General features: G+C 68.0%; 19 protein-coding genes. 9 read left to right on the top strand and 10 right to left on the bottom strand.

What is annotated here, in order from left to right:
* The first annotated feature begins 52 nt into the window (after positions 1–52).
* Together ASD43_RS08625 and ASD43_RS08620 are read left to right on the top strand one after the other, a co-directional pair.
* Complete coding sequence (locus ASD43_RS08625) at positions 53–628, top strand: 1-acyl-sn-glycerol-3-phosphate acyltransferase (protein ID WP_056416117.1); 576 nt, start codon at positions 53–55, stop codon at positions 626–628.
* A gap of 83 nt (positions 629–711) precedes the next feature.
* A complete protein-coding gene (locus tag ASD43_RS08620) occupies positions 712–1,224 on the top strand; it encodes a DUF6328 family protein (protein ID WP_056416114.1) in 513 nt (170 codons plus the stop codon).
* A gap of 21 nt (positions 1,225–1,245) precedes the next feature.
* On the opposite strand, the gene ASD43_RS08615 is transcribed toward ASD43_RS08620, so the two are convergent.
* Entirely contained in the window at positions 1,246–1,788 is a 543-nt protein-coding gene (locus tag ASD43_RS08615) for a Dps family protein (protein WP_056416111.1), read from the bottom strand.
* Between the two features lie 130 nt (positions 1,789–1,918).
* Here ASD43_RS08615 and ASD43_RS08610 point away from each other — a divergent pair, with 130 nt between their 5' ends.
* The 3 genes from ASD43_RS08610 to ASD43_RS08600 all read left to right on the top strand — a co-directional run bounded on the left by ASD43_RS08610 (position 1,919) and on the right by ASD43_RS08600 (position 3,355).
* Positions 1,919–2,506, top strand: coding sequence for a GNAT family N-acetyltransferase (locus tag ASD43_RS08610; protein ID WP_082539331.1), 588 nt, complete (start codon positions 1,919–1,921; stop codon positions 2,504–2,506).
* A gap of 76 nt (positions 2,507–2,582) precedes the next feature.
* Positions 2,583–2,882, top strand: coding sequence for a hypothetical protein (locus ASD43_RS08605; RefSeq protein ID WP_056416108.1), 300 nt, complete (start codon positions 2,583–2,585; stop codon positions 2,880–2,882).
* A gap of 128 nt (positions 2,883–3,010) precedes the next feature.
* On the top strand, positions 3,011–3,355 hold the full coding sequence (locus ASD43_RS08600) for a LysR family transcriptional regulator (RefSeq protein ID WP_056416103.1): 345 nt from the start codon (positions 3,011–3,013) through the stop codon (positions 3,353–3,355).
* Positions 3,356–3,358: 3 nt separating this feature from the next.
* Here the strand turns inward: ASD43_RS08600 and ASD43_RS08595 are convergent, their stop codons facing one another.
* Positions 3,359–5,023, bottom strand: a complete 1,665-nt coding sequence (locus ASD43_RS08595) for an ABC-F family ATP-binding cassette domain-containing protein (protein WP_056416099.1) — start codon at positions 5,021–5,023, stop codon at positions 3,359–3,361.
* A 33-nt stretch (positions 5,024–5,056) separates the two neighbouring features.
* Between ASD43_RS08595 and ASD43_RS08590 the strand changes: the two genes are divergently transcribed.
* Positions 5,057–5,725 carry a hypothetical protein gene (locus tag ASD43_RS08590; RefSeq protein WP_157550929.1) on the top strand — a complete coding sequence of 223 codons (669 nt, stop codon included), beginning with the start codon at positions 5,057–5,059 and terminating at the stop codon, positions 5,723–5,725.
* 55 nt (positions 5,726–5,780) lie between these two features.
* Here the strand turns inward: ASD43_RS08590 and ASD43_RS08585 are convergent, their stop codons facing one another.
* Positions 5,781–6,341, bottom strand: coding sequence for an alpha/beta fold hydrolase (locus ASD43_RS08585; protein ID WP_045255560.1), 561 nt, complete (start codon positions 6,339–6,341; stop codon positions 5,781–5,783).
* Between the two features lie 266 nt (positions 6,342–6,607).
* On the opposite strand from ASD43_RS08585, the gene ASD43_RS08580 reads away from it, so the two are divergent.
* Complete coding sequence (locus ASD43_RS08580; protein ID WP_056419378.1) at positions 6,608–7,714, top strand: N(5)-(carboxyethyl)ornithine synthase; 1,107 nt, start codon at positions 6,608–6,610, stop codon at positions 7,712–7,714.
* Positions 7,715–7,805: 91 nt separating this feature from the next.
* Here the strand turns inward: ASD43_RS08580 and ASD43_RS08575 are convergent, their stop codons facing one another.
* The 5 genes from ASD43_RS08575 to ASD43_RS08555 all read right to left on the bottom strand — a co-directional run bounded on the left by ASD43_RS08575 (position 7,806) and on the right by ASD43_RS08555 (position 11,270).
* Entirely contained in the window at positions 7,806–8,369 is a 564-nt protein-coding gene (locus ASD43_RS08575; RefSeq protein ID WP_056416093.1) for a hypothetical protein, read from the bottom strand.
* A gap of 4 nt (positions 8,370–8,373) precedes the next feature.
* Positions 8,374–8,883, bottom strand: a complete 510-nt coding sequence (locus tag ASD43_RS08570) for a DUF4279 domain-containing protein (RefSeq protein WP_056416090.1) — start codon at positions 8,881–8,883, stop codon at positions 8,374–8,376.
* Positions 8,884–8,947: 64 nt separating this feature from the next.
* Positions 8,948–9,355, bottom strand: coding sequence for a hypothetical protein (locus ASD43_RS08565; RefSeq protein WP_056419374.1), 408 nt, complete (start codon positions 9,353–9,355; stop codon positions 8,948–8,950).
* A 34-nt stretch (positions 9,356–9,389) separates the two neighbouring features.
* Positions 9,390–10,463, bottom strand: coding sequence for a redox-regulated ATPase YchF (ychF, locus tag ASD43_RS08560; protein WP_056416088.1), 1,074 nt, complete (start codon positions 10,461–10,463; stop codon positions 9,390–9,392).
* A gap of 57 nt (positions 10,464–10,520) precedes the next feature.
* Positions 10,521–11,270: a class I SAM-dependent methyltransferase gene (locus tag ASD43_RS08555; protein WP_056416085.1), complete on the bottom strand. Its 750-nt coding sequence runs from the start codon at positions 11,268–11,270 to the stop codon at positions 10,521–10,523.
* A 59-nt stretch (positions 11,271–11,329) separates the two neighbouring features.
* On the opposite strand from ASD43_RS08555, the gene ASD43_RS08550 reads away from it, so the two are divergent.
* Both ASD43_RS08550 and rmuC read left to right on the top strand, forming a co-directional pair.
* Positions 11,330–11,920 carry an exonuclease domain-containing protein gene (locus ASD43_RS08550; protein WP_056416083.1) on the top strand — a complete coding sequence of 197 codons (591 nt, stop codon included), beginning with the start codon at positions 11,330–11,332 and terminating at the stop codon, positions 11,918–11,920.
* Between the two features lie 43 nt (positions 11,921–11,963).
* Positions 11,964–13,334, top strand: coding sequence for a DNA recombination protein RmuC (gene rmuC / locus ASD43_RS08545; RefSeq protein ID WP_082539330.1), 1,371 nt, complete (start codon positions 11,964–11,966; stop codon positions 13,332–13,334).
* 25 nt (positions 13,335–13,359) lie between these two features.
* Here rmuC and ASD43_RS08540 read toward each other — a convergent pair whose 3' ends face one another.
* Positions 13,360–13,659 carry a hypothetical protein gene (locus tag ASD43_RS08540; RefSeq protein ID WP_056416079.1) on the bottom strand — a complete coding sequence of 100 codons (300 nt, stop codon included), beginning with the start codon at positions 13,657–13,659 and terminating at the stop codon, positions 13,360–13,362.
* Between the two features lie 158 nt (positions 13,660–13,817).
* Positions 13,818–14,804: a class II fructose-bisphosphatase gene (gene glpX / locus ASD43_RS08535; RefSeq protein WP_056416076.1), complete on the bottom strand. Its 987-nt coding sequence runs from the start codon at positions 14,802–14,804 to the stop codon at positions 13,818–13,820.
* Positions 14,805–14,922: the final 118 nt, after the last annotated feature.

Here is a 14,922-nt window from a genome sequence, read left to right as displayed (position 1 = left end):
TCCGCTCGTCTCTCACGGCGGACGCGGTGCCGTCGTCCTCTACGGTTGACGAGTGCTCAAACGACTCCTCGCCCGCGTGTTCTGGACCTTCAGCCGCTGGACCCTGACCGCCGAGACGACCCCGTCTCGGCCGACGATCCTGATCGGCGCGCCGCACACCTCGAACTGGGATTTCGTATTGATGCTCGCCATCTCGTGGCAGCTGGGCATCGAGGTGCACTGGCTCGGCAAGAACAGCCTGTTCCGCGGCTGGCGCGGCCCCCTCATGCGGCGACTCGGCGGTATCCCGGTGGATCGTGCCGACCCCGCCCGTGTGGTGGCGGACGTGGTCGATCAGGTGCGCTCCGGCTCGGTGTTCGGACTGGTGATCACGCCGGACGGCACTCGCGGCGGTAACGAGCACTGGAAGTCGGGCTTCTATCGGATCTCCCGCGAGACCGGGATGCCGTTGACCCTCGGCTTCGTCGACCGCACGACCATGACCACCGGCCTCGGACCCACCCTCGATCTCACAGGAGACGTCGCGGCGGACATGGATCGGATCCGTGCGTTCTACGCCGACAAGGCAGGGCTCCGCCCCGAGCGGCGGACCGTTCCGCGCCTGCGCGAGGAGGACGGCGAGCGCTGAGACCGGAGCCCGTCGCGCACGCACCCCGTCGTGCGCACACAAGACTGTGGACACGATCGGACCTGCGCCACGAGACTGGCCGCATGGAACCCGAACAGCGCGCGACGCCGGCCGAGCTCGACGATCAGGCCGACGGACGCGATGAGACCCGCAACGAGCGGGCCGATCGCAACTGGGACGAGCTGCTGCAGGAGCTGCGCGTCATGCAGACCGGGACGCAGATCCTCACCGGCTTCCTGCTCGCGGTGGCCTTCCAGCCCCGCTTCGAGGACATGGATGAGCTCCAGCGCGACCTCTACGTCGTGCTGGTCGGCCTCGCCGCCCTGGCGACGATCCTCGCTCTCGCCCCCGTCGGCATGCATCGTGCCACCTTCGGGCGACGCCGCAAGCCCGAGCTGGTGCGCGTGGCGGCCGGCATCGTGAAGATCGACCTCGTGGTGATCGCCGCCCTCACGATCGGCGTGACGACGCTCATCGTCGACTTCACCGTGGATCGCACCGCCGGGCTGATCGCTCTGGTGGCCTCGCTGGTGGCGATAGGACTGCTCTCGCTCGTCCTTCCGCGTCTCGTGCGCAGAGCGGTGGGCCGCTCCTGAGAGCGACCCACCGGCGACGGCTCAGCGGCCTGCGGGCGTGCGGTTCTCGGCGCTGACCATCCAGGCGAACTGCTCGAGGCTCTCGAGGACCGCGTGCAGGATGTCGGCCGAGGTCGGGTCCTCCTCGTCGATCGCGTCATGGACGTCGCGGATCGTGCCGACGACGGCATCCAGGCGCGCGGTGATCAGATCGATCGTGTCGGTGGTGGACACCTCGCCGGCCGGGAAGGCCGGCAGCGACGTCGTCTCCGCGATCGTGTCCGTGCGGCCGTCCGGCACCGCGTGCAGGGCGCGCATGCGTTCGGCGACGGTGTCGCTGAACTCGCGCGCGGCGTCGATGATCTCGTCGAGCTGGCGGTGCGTGTCGCGGAAGTTGCGGCCCACGACGTTCCAGTGCGCCTGCTTGCCCTGCAACGAGAGTTCGATGAGGTCGACGAGCACGGTCTGGAGGTTGCCGGCGAGCTCGGAGGACGCGGTGAAGCCCTTCTCCGCGTTCTGACGCCTGGTCGTCTTCGCGCCGCGCTTCGCGGAGGCGGCAGTCGTGGACTTCGTCTTCTCAGCCATGGGTGTCTCCTGCTCTGTGAGTGGATCCGGAGCGACGTGCGGGCCCCGGCCCACAGACCGTAACGCCGCGACGCCCCGCCGATCGAGGGGGTTGACAGCCTCCTCCGGCACGTCGGATCGTGGCGGAGTGATGAGATCGGACACCCAGAGAACATCGGACACCCAGAGAACATCGGACACCCAGAGAGCACAGACCGGCGATGCCGGCGCGCAGGACGCCCACCCGGAGATCGTGATCGCCGCGATCACGGAATCGGATGCGGGAGAGGTGCTCACGCTCCAGCGCGCCGCATTCGTGTCGGAGGCGCAGATCTACGGCAGCGCCGACATGCCCCCGCTCACGCAGACGCTCGCGGAGGTCGAGGCGGAGCTGCGGGCGGGCGACGGTCTCACCGCCCGCATCGACGGCAGGCTGGTGGGCGCGATCCGCTTCGTCGAGGATGACGGCGTGCTGCTGATCGGCAGGATCGCCATCGCCCCGGACACCCAGGGCGGGGGCATCGGACGCAGGCTGCTCGACGCCGCCGAGCGGTCGTCGTCGGCCGAGGTCGCCGAGCTCTTCACCGGCAGTCTGAGCGAGGCCAACATCCGGCTCTACGAATCGGTCGGGTATCGCGAGCACGAGCGGATCCCGCAGGGGGACGGCACCGAGCAGGTCTTCCTGAGAAAACCTCTGCATCAGGTGGGAGACCCCTCCGAACGGGGCGCGTCGGGTTGAATCGCGCGGCGGGGTTCGGAATCGTGTCCCGAACGCGCCGCAACCGCGTCGTGACCGCAACCGGAAGGAGAGTCTCGTGCTCACCCTCACCGACAACGCCACCGCGATCGTCAACACCCTGGTCAGCCGTCAGACCGACGCCACCGATGCGGGGCTCCGCATCCATTCCACCCCGGCACCCGGACCCGACGGCGGTGCCCGGCTCGCGGTCCTGGTCACCCCCGACCCCGAGCCCGAAGACCGGGTCGTCGAGGTGTCGGGCACGCGCCTCTTCCTCGATGAGACCGCCGCCGCCGCGCTCGAGGACAAGATCCTCGACGCCGGCGTCGACGATGAGGGCTCCGTCTCCTTCGCGGTCCTCCCCCAGGTCGCCTGAGCACGGTGCACCGGATGCCGCGGCCCTCGGGTCGCGGCATCCGTGCGTGCGGAGTGACCGCGCCTCCCGCTCGCGTAGGTTAGAACCAGAGCCGCGATCGTCGCGGCTCGAGAAGGACCGTCCCCCGCATGAAGATCGCACTGCTCCGCCGGTACGTCGTGCTCGCCGAGACGCTGCACTTCCCCCGTGCGGCGAAAGAGCTGGGCATCCCGCTCGCGTCGCTGTACACGTCGCTCGACAAGCTCGAGGACGAGGTCGGTCACGCACTCGTGAACCGCGAGGGGACACCACGCCTGACGAGTGTCGGCGAGCTGTTCCTCGTCGAGGCGAAGGAGACCGTCGCCGCTGCTCCCCCGCCCGCACCGAAGACGGTCGCTCCCGCGGGCGGCAAGGCCAAGGCCTCGAAGGGCAAGGGCCGGGCCCCGATCGTCAAGGGGCAGCCCAAGCCCTACAAGAAGCGTCAGGGACGCTGAGACTCAGCGCTCCTCGACGCGTCCGTCCGCGACGCTCCACCGCCGGTTCGTCTGCACCGCCTCCAGCATCCGTCGATCATGGGTGACCAGCAGCAGCGTGCCGGTGTAGGACTCGAGCGCCTCTTCGAGCTGCTCGATCGCCGCGAGATCGAGGTGGTTCGTCGGCTCGTCCAGCACGAGCAGGTTCACTCCACGGGCCTGCAGCAGCGCCAGCGCCGCCCGCGTGCGCTCCCCGGGTGAGAGGCCCGACACCGGCCGGGTCACGTGGTCGGCCCTGAGTCCGAACTTCGCCAACAGCGTCCGCACCTCCGCAGACGCCATCTCCGGGACGGCTGCCTCGAACGCCTCGGAGAGCGGCTCGTCGCCGAGCAGCAGCGATCGTGCCTGGTCGATCTCGCCGATCTGCACGCTGCTGCCGAGTGCGGCGCTGCCCTCGACGGGCTCCTGCCGCCCGAGCAGGGCGCGAAGCAACGTCGACTTGCCCGCGCCGTTCGGACCGGTGATCCCGATCCGGTCACCGGCATCGACCTGCACCGACACGGGGCCCAGCGTGAAGTCACCCTGCCGCAGCACCGCGGAGTTGAGTGTCGAGACGACACTGCTCGATCTCGGGGCGGAGCCGATCGTGAACTCGAGCTGCCATTCCTTGCGCGGTTCTTCGACCTCGTCGAGGCGGGCGATCCGGCTCTCCATCTGGCGGACCTTCTGGGCCTGCTTCTCGCTGGATTCCGTCGATGCCTTGCGCCTGATCTTGTCATTGTCGGGAGACTTCTTCATCGCGTTGCGCACGCCCTGGCTCGACCACTCGCGCTGGGTGCGGGCGCGCGCGACGAGGTCGGCCTTCTTGTCGGCGAACTCGTCGTACTTCTCCCGCAGGTGGCGGCGCACCACCGCGCGCTCCTCGATGTACGCGTCGTATCCTCCCCCGTAGAGACGATGCGAGTTCTGTGCGAGGTCGAGCTCGAGCACCCGGGTGACGCTGCGCGCGAGGAACTCGCGATCATGGCTCACGAGCACGACCCCGCCGCGGAGCCCGCGGACGAACGACTCCAGACGGTCGAGTCCGTCGAGGTCGAGGTCGTTCGTGGGCTCGTCGAGGAAGACGATGTCGAAGCGCGAGAGCAGCAGGGCGGCGAGCCCCACGCGGGCGGCCTGCCCGCCGGACAGACCGGTCATCAGCGCCTCGTCCGAGACGCGACCTCCGCTGGGCAGCCCCAGATCCGCCAGCACCGCGGGGATGCGCTCATCGAGGTCGGCGGCGCCGCTGGCGAGCCAGCGGTCGAGGGCCAGCGAATACGTGTCTGCGGGGTCCGTGCCCGCAGGGGCGAGCGACGGATCGCCGAGGGCGGCAGCCGCGGCATCCATCTCGCGTGTCGCCGCGGCGCACCCCGTGCGTCGCGCGATGTACTCGGCGACCGTCTCACCCTCGATCCGATCGTGCTCCTGCGGCAGCCAGCCGACGAAGGCGTCGGTCGGTGCGAGAGACACCGTTCCGTCAGCGGGAGCGAGAACCCCCGCGAGGACCCGGAGCAGCGTCGACTTGCCCGCTCCGTTCGCGCCCACGACCCCGATGACGTCTCCGGGAGCGACGGTCAGGTCGAGGCCTTCGAAGAGGATGCGGTGACCATAGCCACCTGCGAGGTCCTGGGCGACGAGGGTGGCGGTCATCACACCAGTCTGTCAGGCGCTAGCATCGGGCCCATGCACCGTAGCGTCCGACTTCTGCTCGCTCTCACCACCAGCGTCGTGCTGCTCACCGCCTGTGCGCCGCAGTCCGGGCAGGAAGCGGCGTCGCCGAGCGCGACGACACCGCCGTCCAGCCCTCCTTCGTCGACGCCCACCCCCGCAGTCGCCGTTCAGTTGGTCATCACCATCGACGGCGTGGAGTACGTCGACGGCGACGACACGGCGACGGCCCCCTTCGAGGATGCGGCGAGCGTGCTCGCCCTGCTCGAAGATGCGACGGGCGAACTCCCCGCACCGGTCGAGCTCGAGAGCCCACCCGGCTACGAGATCGACCTCGTCCGCTACGAATGGAACGGCCTCATGGTCGTCACCGATGCCGGTGGCACCGGTAGCGCGACGGTCACCGCGACGGCTCCCACCGTCGACGGCGTCGCGATCACCACCGACGACGGGCTCGCCGTCGGATCGTCGCGAACCGACGTCGTGAGTGCCGGAGGATGGGACGTCTGGGACGAGGACGGGGACGGCATCGCCGAACAGGTCGGCGTCGGGCATCAGGAGGTGGAGGGGACGACCTCGCTGTCGCGCCCGGGCGAGGTCGGCATCATGTTCGTGCTCGTCTCCCTCGACGGGGACCTGGTCTCCGAGATCCAGTCGCCCTCGAACGATTACAGCGACCTGTGAGCCGTGACGCAGAGGCGGTCCGGCGACGGATGCACCCGGTCGCGAGCCGACGGGTTCAGTCCCAGTCCAGGTATTCCTCGATGATCACGCCGGTCTCGATGGGGTGATGCATCGGGAACAGGTGATCACCCGCGATCGTCTTGATGCTCGAACGGTCGGGGATCGTCGCGTGCAGCGCCTCGGCATTCGCGGGAGGGGTGTCGGTGTCCTCGGTGGCCTGCACGATCAGCACCGGGATCGCCGGTGCCACGGCGACGTCGACGTCCTCGACGCCGAGCAGGAGCAGTCCGTTGGCCCGGTCGGAGTGTGCGGCGACGAGGGCGCGGGCGATCGTCCCGCCGAAGCCGTGTCCACCGATCCAGGTGTCGTCGATGCCGACGTGGTCGATCACGGCGATCGCGTCGTCGACACGCTCCTCCAGCGATGCGTCACCGGCACGGTGTCCGATGCGCAGGACGTGGAATCCCGCCTCTTCGGCGAGGTAGTGGGCGGCCACGCCCAGCACGTCGGCCGCGAGGCCCTGCTCCTGGATCAGCACGAGCTTTACGGGTCCGTCGCCCTCGTCCACGAAGGGGATGGCACGGCCGTCTGGCTCGAAGATCTGGGTGTCGGTCATGGGCGTCGTTCTCCTCGTGCCGTCGCGGTGGGGGTGTCGAGCGGGCTGCGCGGAGCTGATCTGACAGTCGCGGCCGACCCTGCGCGAACAAGCGTATCCCGCCTGCGGCGAGGGCCGCGTGACTTCGGGCGTAGAGTCAGCACAGGAGCTGACCCTGGTTCCCCGAAGATGGGAACCCGTTGTCCGACACGACACGCACGTCCACCGCTCACACCGCATCGTCGAATGACGGACTCCGCAGCCTCGGCCTGCTGGCGAGCTCGTCCATGGAGAACGAGCGGCGTCTGCCGATCCACCCGCACCACTTCGACCGGATCGACGCCGATGTGCGCGCCCGGATGATCGTCGAGCACGGCTACGGATCGGACTTCCAGCTGGAGCCCGGCTACATCGAATCGCGGGTGGGGCGAGTCGCAGACCGGGCGGAGGTCCTCGCATCCGCCGACGTCCTGCTGCTGCCCAAGCCGCAGCTGGCTGATGTCGCCGCGATCCCCGAGGGGCGGATCCTGTGGGGCTGGCCGCACTGCGTGCAGGATGTGGAGCTCGCGCAGACCGCGATCGACAACCGCCTCACGCTGATCGCGTTCGAAGCCATGAATCACTGGACCTCGCAGGGCGACATGAGCCTGCACGTCTTCCACAAGAACAACGAGCTCGCCGGATACTGCTCGGTGCTCCACGCGATGAGCCTCGTCGGGTCAACCGGGGACTACGGACCCCGGCTGAGCGCGGTCGTGATCGGCTTCGGGGCCACCGCCCGAGGAGCGGTGACCGCGCTCAACGCGCACGGAGTCCACGACATCGAGGTGCTCACGCAGCGCGGGGCAGCGGCCGTGGGCTCCCCCATCCACAACGCCCACCTCACCCAGCTCAACACCGACGACGGCCCCACCCACCTCAGCGAGGTCAGCACGGAGGAGGGCGAGGTGCTGCTCCCCGACTTCCTCGCCCGGTACGACATCGTCGTCAACTGCACGTTCCAGGATGTCGCGGCACCGCTGACATACCTGCGGACCGAGGACCTCAGCCGTTTCACGCCGGGCAGCCTGATCGTCGACGTCTCGTGCGATGAGGGCATGGGGTTCGAATGGGCCACGCCGACGACGTTCGATGAGCCGATGTTCACCGTGGGCCAGGGCGTGAACTACTACGCCGTCGATCACAGCCCGTCGTACCTGTGGAACTCCGCGACGTGGGACATCAGCGAGGCCCTGCTGCCGTTCCTCCGCACCGTGCTCGAGGGCCCCGACGCCTGGGCGGAGAACACCACCCTCACGCGCGCGATCGAGATCCGCGAGGGCGTCGTGCAGAACCCGAGCATCCTCAGCTTCCAGGGACGCGACGCCGCCTACCCTCATCCGCGCTCGGCCTAGCGGGTCTCCCGCACGGTCGGGCGCACGCTGGCCCGCGCCGTACGAGGAGAGACACTCAGTTGTTGAAGTGGAACTCCACCGCGTCGCCGTCCTAGTCGGCTCGAACCGACGAAGCACCCGCCCCTGCGACCTCCGATAGCCCGATGAGGTACCGCGTACCCACCTCAGCCATCGTGATCGACCGCAGCTTGTAGCCGAGCGGTCGAGGATGCCACGTGGCATCTGGTCGAACTTCGTTCAGGTAGATATAGCGCGAAGTCACATCATCCGGAGTGCCGATCCAGATCGCGCTGCGTTCATTCTCCTTCTGAATCCCGACCAATTCGCCTTGACGCGCAAACCCGCTGAGGGCGGACGCAGTGTCGTCCAGATCGACGTCGAAGGGGAAGGAAGGCGGCCACTCAGGCTGAAACCTGACGAACTCGTGGGCAAATGTCTCGTCAGGCGTGAGACGCGCGACATCGCGCAATCGGAGCAGGACGTACCCGTCGAAGTACCCGCCGTCGGCGGTCTGCGCCATCAGAATCCACTGCTCGCCGATTCGAAGCACGATGCCATCGACCCGATCGGCGAACTTCGGCTTGCGTTCGATGCGCAGAATCGACTTCGTGTCCTGCGCCCGTTGGAGCGCCTTGTGCAACCGCCGCGAAACCATCGGATCAGTTCTTGCTCGTGGGTGTACTTCCGATACCGAACTCAGTGACGTCGCTGTCCCTCATCGCATCCTCGTCCTCGTCGTCCTCGGTGAGATACGCGGTCCCGAAGACATCACACCCCAGCATGGCAAGGGAGCTGATCAGGTCCGCCTCCAGCACGAATCCACCTTGCGTGCTGTCGGAGTCTCCGGACCACCAGAGCACGGTTTCGCCGCCTTGGCGTAGATCCATGAGCGCCTGCGCCTTGGGTTCCAGTCTCACCACCAACGCGCGAAGTGCGGAGAAGCCGGTCTGATCCTCGGTGCTCGGTTCATCGATTGTCTCGGTGAGCGACCAGTAGGTCCGCTGATGTGTCAGACGCTCCGGCGCATAGTTCCGACCGGCCCGCCCGGCAGGGGTGAGATCGCCTTTGTCACCCCAGTGAGTAGGCTCCATTCCGAGCATCGCGGAGATCTCGGCTACCGTCTTCGTGTCGCTGTGGATGCTGAGCGACGCCCTGTTGCTCTGGATCATGGACGAAGACTACTTGGATCCGCCCGACCTCAATTAATGAAGCGGAATTCCACGACGTCGCCGTTCACACCAAGTCCTCGAAGCTCTCTTCACCGGGACGCCACACCATCGATGCGCCGTCTTTGAATCCGCTGATCTCCGCGATCTCCACGTGAATGTCGTCGAGCGTCGGGTGGATGACAAGTGCGCCAGTGTCCAGGGCGATTCGAACGCCTGATCCCGTCTGTTCCGTTGTCGAAACGACCGTACCGGGCGTCAGCCTGCGCAGGGCATCCGCATATCCGGCGTCCTTCTCGCTCCACGTGCGTCCATCGAACTCGATCAGGGGCCAGACGTAGCAATTGAGCGTGACCGGGTCACCCGCGCCGGGCGATCCGTCGAACCGAAACTGCACATAGTCGTTGAGGACGAACTCGACGGAGTACATCCTCTCGCCGACAAGGCGCGACAGCAGCCCGTTCGGCTCGTACATCTTCCGGTCCATCACTGACGACCACTGGTCCCACTCAATTGTTGAAGCGGAACTCCACGACGTCGCCGTCCTGCATGACGTAGTCCTTGCCCTCGAGGCGTGCCTTGCCCTTGGCTCGCGCTTCGACGACGGATCCGGTCTCGACGAGGTCGGCGAACGAGACGATCTCCGCCTTGATGAAGCCCTTCTCGAAGTCGGTGTGGATGACCCCGGCGGCCTGCGGGGCCTTCGATCCCTTGGGGATCGTCCAGGCGCGCGCCTCCTTCGGACCGGCCGTCAGGTACGTCTGCAGGCCCAGGGTGTCGAAGCCGATGCGGGCGAGCTGGTCGAGACCGGACTCGTCCTGGCCGGTGGAGGCCAGCAGCTCGGCGGCATCCTCGGGGTCGAGGTCGATGAGCTCGGATTCGATCTTCGCGTCGAGGAAGATCGCCTTCGCCGGGGCGACGAGGGCGGCGAGCTCCGCCTTGCGAGCGTCGTCTGTCAGTACGGCCTCGTCGACGTTGAAGACGAAGATGACCGGCTTGGCCGTCAGCAGGCCCAACTCGCGCACCGGGGTGAGGTCGATGCCGGCGACCGACAGCAGCACGCCGCGCTCGAGGGCGTCCTTCACGGCCACGGCGGTCTCGAGCACGACCGGCTCGATCTTCTTGCCGCGTACTTCCTTCTCGTAGCGGGAGATCGCGCGATCCACCGTCTCGAGGTCGGCGAGCATCAGCTCGGCGTTGATCGTCTCCATGTCGGATGCCGGGTTGACGGCGCCGTCCACGTGCACGACGTCGTCGTCAGCGAAGCCGCGGACGACCTGCGCGATGGCATCCGCCTCACGGATGTTCGCGAGGAACTTGTTGCCGAGACCTTCGCCCTCGCTCGCTCCGCGCACGATGCCGGCGATGTCGACGAACGACACCGCGGCCGGCAGGATGCGCTCGCTCCCGAAGATCTCGGCGAGCGTGTCGAGACGCGGATCGGGCAGGTTGACCACCCCGACGTTCGGCTCGATCGTCGCGAACGGATAGTTCGCCGCGAGCACGTCGTTCTTGGTCAGGGCGTTGAAGAGGGTGGACTTGCCGACATTGGGCAGACCGACGATTCCGATAGTGAGAGCCACGGGGGTCGAGTCTACCGGTCGCGGATGCTCCGCCCCTGCGTGCCGGGCGATCCCCGCTCAGCTGCGGACGGCGCGGAACACGTGCGTGACGTACGGCAGGTCGATCGTGCCCTCGCCCTCGAGCCCGAGCTCGTCGAACAGTGCGTCCATGTGCCGGATGATCTCGGCGCGCTCCTCGACCGGGGCGGTGATGAGGTAGCTGCGGGAGAGCGCCATCCGGTGCAGCTGCGTGCGCGTCATCGCCCGGTTCCACTCCCACTGCTGCGACTCGACCTCTCCGAACGGCTCGGCGATGCGCGGTCCTTCGGACTCGGGGCCGTTGACCATGTTCTCGGCCGGGCTGCTGTGCATGATGTCGGTCAGCCGACGCACCCACTCGACGCGCTCGTCGCGGATGTTCCAGATCAGGCCGAGCACTCCCCCGGTGCGCACCGCCCTGCCGATCTCGACGGACGCCGCGAGCGGCTCGACCCAGTGCCACGCCTGGCCGAGCGTCACGGCATCGAGGCTCGCATCCGGCACCGGCATGTGCTCGGCCGACCCCTCGAAGGTCGGGATGCCGGGAACGCTCCGCCGCAGCGCGGCGAGCATCTCCGGATCGGGGTCGACCGCCACGACCTCGGCACCGGGTGCCTGGCGGATCACCCGCGTGAGCTTGCCCGTCCCCGCTCCGACGTCGGCGATGCGGCGGGCACCCTGCGGCATCCGCTCGAGCATCCAGGCGACGGCCTCGAAGGGATACTCGGGACGCCCGGCCTCGTAGTTCTCTGCCTCGGCACCGAACGACGTCGCCCTGTCTGCACTCATATCGCCAGCCTACGGCGAGTCCTCCTCGGGCGTCAGGACGCTCGGGAGAGAGTGGGGATGTGCCCCTGGACTTCACTGCGATCGACTTCGAGACCGCGAACTCCAGCCCCGCCTCCGCCTGTTCTGTCGGGCTCGTCCGCGTCCGCGACGGTCAGGTCGTCGCCACCGCGGGATGGCTGATCCGTCCGCCGGCCGGGCACGACGAGTTCCAGGAGTGGAACACCCGGATCCACGGCATCCGCGCTCACGATGTGCGTTCGGCCGCGACCTGGGTCGACCAGTTCGACCGCCTGTGCGAGTTCGCCGGAGCCGACGTGCTGGTCGCCCACAACGCCGGCTTCGATCTCAACGTCCTGCGCCGCGCCTCGGAGGCGACCGGGAGCGAGTGCCCGCCCTACCGCTCGCTGTGCAGCCTGCAGGTGGCCCGGAAGGTCTACGACCTCGACTCCTATCGTCTGCCGAAGGCGGCCGAAGCCGCAGGATTCACCGGTTTCTCGCATCACGATGCGCTCGCGGATGCTCTCGCCTGCGCCCACATCGTGATGGATGCCGCTCGCCGGACCGCGTCCCCCGACATCTTCGGCCTCGCCGCGGCTCTGTCACTGCGCGTGACCGAGCCCGCCGCAGTCCCGGAGCGCGCTGTCGCCTGAGTCGTGACGGACGAATGTCCGTGGTCGCGCGCATCATGGAGACATGGACGCTCTGACGATGGTTCTCCTCCTGGCCGCGCTGGTGGCCGGCGTCGCTGTCGGCTGGTATCTCCACGCCTTCCGCGGGGCGGCCGACCTCGCCACAGCGCGTGCCGAGCTGGTGGCCGCACGAGACGATCGCGACCGTCAGTACGACCTGTACCGAGATGCCGTGGAGCACGCCCGCGGCGAGCAGCGCGCCGAGGCGCAGCGGGTGCAGCAGCAGAACGCGGTGCTCACCGCGCTCGCACCGGTTCGCGAGAGCCTGCAGCAGATGCAGCAGAAGGTCTCTGCCATCGAGCAGGAGCGTCATGCGCAGTTCGGCTCGCTCGCAGAGCAGCTGCGCCGCGCGCAGGAGTCCGACGAGGCGCTGCGTGCGACCACCGAGTCCCTGGCCGGGGCATTGAAGTCCACGGCCACGCGCGGGGTGTGGGGCGAGACGCAGCTGCGTCGGGTGGTCGAGGCCGCGGGGCTGACCCGGCACGTCGACTTCGACCTGCAGACGACCATCTCGTCCGATCAGGGCCAGGGCCGACCCGACATGGTGATCCGGCTCGCCGGCGGCGCCTCCATCGCCGTCGATGCGAAGGTGCCGCTCGACGCCTACCTCGAAGCCTCCGCGCTGCCGCTGGGCGACACGCACGAGGCACAGCGCCGACAGCACATGCAGAAGCATGTGAAGGCGGTCCGCGCCCATGTCGATGCCCTCGCGAAGAAGGCGTACTGGGCGGGGCTCGACTCGAGCCCCGAGTTCGTCATCTGCTTCCTGCCGAGTGAATCGCTGCTCGCCGCCGCCATCGACGAAGACCCGACGCTGCTCGACTACGCCTTCAGCAGGCGCGTCGCCCTGGCCTCCCCCGTGAACCTGTGGGCAGTGCTCAAGACCGTCGCGTACACGTGGACCCAGCAGGAGGTCTCGACCGAGGCCCGTGCACTCCTCACCCTCGGCACGCAGCTCTACGACCGTCTGGGCGTGCTCGCCGGCCACGCCGACGATCTGCGAAGAGCACTGGAGCGCACTGTCGACAGCTACAACCGATTCGCCGGGTCGCTCGAGAACAGGGTTCTCGTGACCGCACGGCAGTTCCCCGGCATCAGCGCCACCACCCTCGATGCCGCTCCCCCGACCATCGCCGCGCAGACACGCAGATTCACCGCGCCCGAACTCGTCGAGGCCCGTGATCAGGACGACGCGGCGATGATCGCCGACGTCGGCGAGATCCGTACGCGTCTCGACGACGTGGATCGCGATGACCCAGAGAGCACTGACACGGAGATCCCTGACGCAGAGAGCGCTGACACGGATAACTCTGACGCGGAGAACACGGAACAGCCGTTCTCGGCCCCGGACGGATCCCTGAACGGACACCGCTGACGGGCGATGCCGTCGCGAGGTGTCGTCAGGCGATACCCGGAACGCCGCTGAGCAGCAGGATGACGAGGCCGCTGGTGACGACGAAAGCGCCGATCATCCACCAGGAGCTGAGTTCATGACCTTCGTCGCGACGGACGCGGAAGAGGACGTCGGCGCGACGCGCGGGATCCGCGATGACGGGGGCCTTGACCACCGGCGGCGTAGGGACGTTGCTCGCGATCGGCGCGCCCGCTTCGTCGACCCTGACACGCATGATGCGCCCCGTGCTCGTCGTCACGATCTTGGTCGGAGTGGCTTTGGAGCCACTCGTGTGCTGCGTTGTCATCGGTCTGCCCTCCTGTGCCTGCGGTGCCTGGCGGCTCCGTCGACGGCGACAAATCCAGTGTCAATTGTGACACGGCGACCGGAGGAAGCCCGGTTCAGCGCCCCGCGACGCGATACCGGGTCGGTAACGATGCCCGTGGCGCGGTCAGGCCGACCGTGTCAGAGCCACTTCGAGACGAGGTGCTCCGACGCGATCCTGCGCAGTGTTCCCGAGGCCCCGCGCAGCACGACGCTCTCGGTGTAGATGTAGCCGCCCTCGCGACGGACACCGGCCACGAGCTGACCGTCCGTGACACCGGTGGCGACGAAGATCGTGTTGTCACCGCGCACCAGATCATCGGCCTCGTAGACCTTGTCCATGTCGAGCCCCGCATCGATGCCCCGCTGACGCTCCTCGTCATCGCGCGGCCACAGGCGTCCCTGGATGTGCCCGCCCAGCGCCTTGATCGCACAGGCGGTCACGATGCCCTCCGGGCTTCCGCCGACACCGACGCACATGTCCGTGCGCGCGGCGTGACGTGCGGCATTGATGCCACCGGCGACGTCGCCATCGCTCATCAGACGCGTTCCGGCACCCGCATCCCGGATCTCCTGGATCAGCTTCTCGTGTCGGGGGCGATTCAGCACCGACACGACGATCTCGTCCACCGGCTTGCCGAGCGCCCCGGCGAGCTTGCGGATGTTCTCGCCGATCGGGAGGCGGATGTCGACGACTCCGACGCCCGCGGGTCCCGTGACCAGCTTGTCCATATAGAACACGCTGGATGCGTCGAGCATCGATCCGCGGTCAGACACCGCGATGACCGAGAGCGCGTTCTGTCGTCCGGCGGCGGTGAGGGAGGTCCCATCGATCGGGTCGACCGCGATGTCGCACTCCGGCCCCGTACCGGTGCCGACCTCCTCGCCGTTGAAGAGCATGGGGGCGTTGTCCTTCTCGCCCTCACCGATGACCACCCGGCCCTGGAACGCGACAGTCCCGAGGAAGGCACGCATCGCATCGACGGCGGCACCGTCGGCAGCCTCCTTGGCTCCCCGACCGATGAAAGGCACGGCACGGATCGCCGCCGCCTCGGTCGCGCGCACCAGCTCCATCGCGAGGTTTCGATCGGGACGAAGAGGGCTCAGATCCGCAGTCAGACTCACCATGCGGCCAGCCTAGCCATCGGAACAGCTTCGACGGGGCTGTTTTCGTCCGTCCGGAGCTGAAGGAATCTCGTTTCTTAACAGGAGAGCATGGCGGAGATCGGACGCCGACCAGCGTCGA

This window comes from Microbacterium sp. Root553, assembly GCF_001426995.1.
Taxonomy (GTDB): Bacteria; Actinomycetota; Actinomycetes; order Actinomycetales; family Microbacteriaceae; genus Microbacterium.
The sequence above is the reverse complement of the archived record's forward strand: the minus strand, read 5'-3'. Positions and strand labels throughout refer to the sequence as shown.

Bases quoted from the DNA above. Each gene is read 5' to 3' on its own strand.
- ASD43_RS08600 (WP_056416103.1), top strand. From the start codon at position 3,011: ATGAAGATCGCACTGCTCCGCCGGTACGTCGTGCTCGCCGAGACGCTG.
- ASD43_RS08590 (WP_157550929.1), top strand. From the start codon at position 5,057: ATGCACCGTAGCGTCCGACTTCTGCTCGCTCTCACCACCAGCGTCGTG.
- ASD43_RS08580 (WP_056419378.1), top strand. From the start codon at position 6,608: ATGGAGAACGAGCGGCGTCTGCCGATCCACCCGCACCACTTCGACCGG.
- ASD43_RS08555 (WP_056416085.1), bottom strand. From the start codon at position 11,270: ATGAGTGCAGACAGGGCGACGTCGTTCGGTGCCGAGGCAGAGAACTAC.
- ASD43_RS08620 (WP_056416114.1), top strand. From the start codon at position 712: ATGGAACCCGAACAGCGCGCGACGCCGGCCGAGCTCGACGATCAGGCC.
- rmuC (WP_082539330.1), top strand. From the start codon at position 11,964: ATGGACGCTCTGACGATGGTTCTCCTCCTGGCCGCGCTGGTGGCCGGC.
- glpX (WP_056416076.1), bottom strand. From the start codon at position 14,804: ATGGTGAGTCTGACTGCGGATCTGAGCCCTCTTCGTCCCGATCGAAAC.
- ASD43_RS08610 (WP_082539331.1), top strand. From the start codon at position 1,919: ATGAGATCGGACACCCAGAGAACATCGGACACCCAGAGAACATCGGAC.
- ASD43_RS08570 (WP_056416090.1), bottom strand. From the start codon at position 8,883: ATGATCCAGAGCAACAGGGCGTCGCTCAGCATCCACAGCGACACGAAG.
- ASD43_RS08565 (WP_056419374.1), bottom strand. From the start codon at position 9,355: ATGTACGAGCCGAACGGGCTGCTGTCGCGCCTTGTCGGCGAGAGGATG.
- ASD43_RS08585 (WP_045255560.1), bottom strand. From the start codon at position 6,341: ATGACCGACACCCAGATCTTCGAGCCAGACGGCCGTGCCATCCCCTTC.
- ASD43_RS08615 (WP_056416111.1), bottom strand. From the start codon at position 1,788: ATGGCTGAGAAGACGAAGTCCACGACTGCCGCCTCCGCGAAGCGCGGC.
- ASD43_RS08540 (WP_056416079.1), bottom strand. From the start codon at position 13,659: ATGACAACGCAGCACACGAGTGGCTCCAAAGCCACTCCGACCAAGATC.
- ASD43_RS08595 (WP_056416099.1), bottom strand. From the start codon at position 5,023: ATGACCGCCACCCTCGTCGCCCAGGACCTCGCAGGTGGCTATGGTCAC.
- ASD43_RS08575 (WP_056416093.1), bottom strand. From the start codon at position 8,369: ATGGTTTCGCGGCGGTTGCACAAGGCGCTCCAACGGGCGCAGGACACG.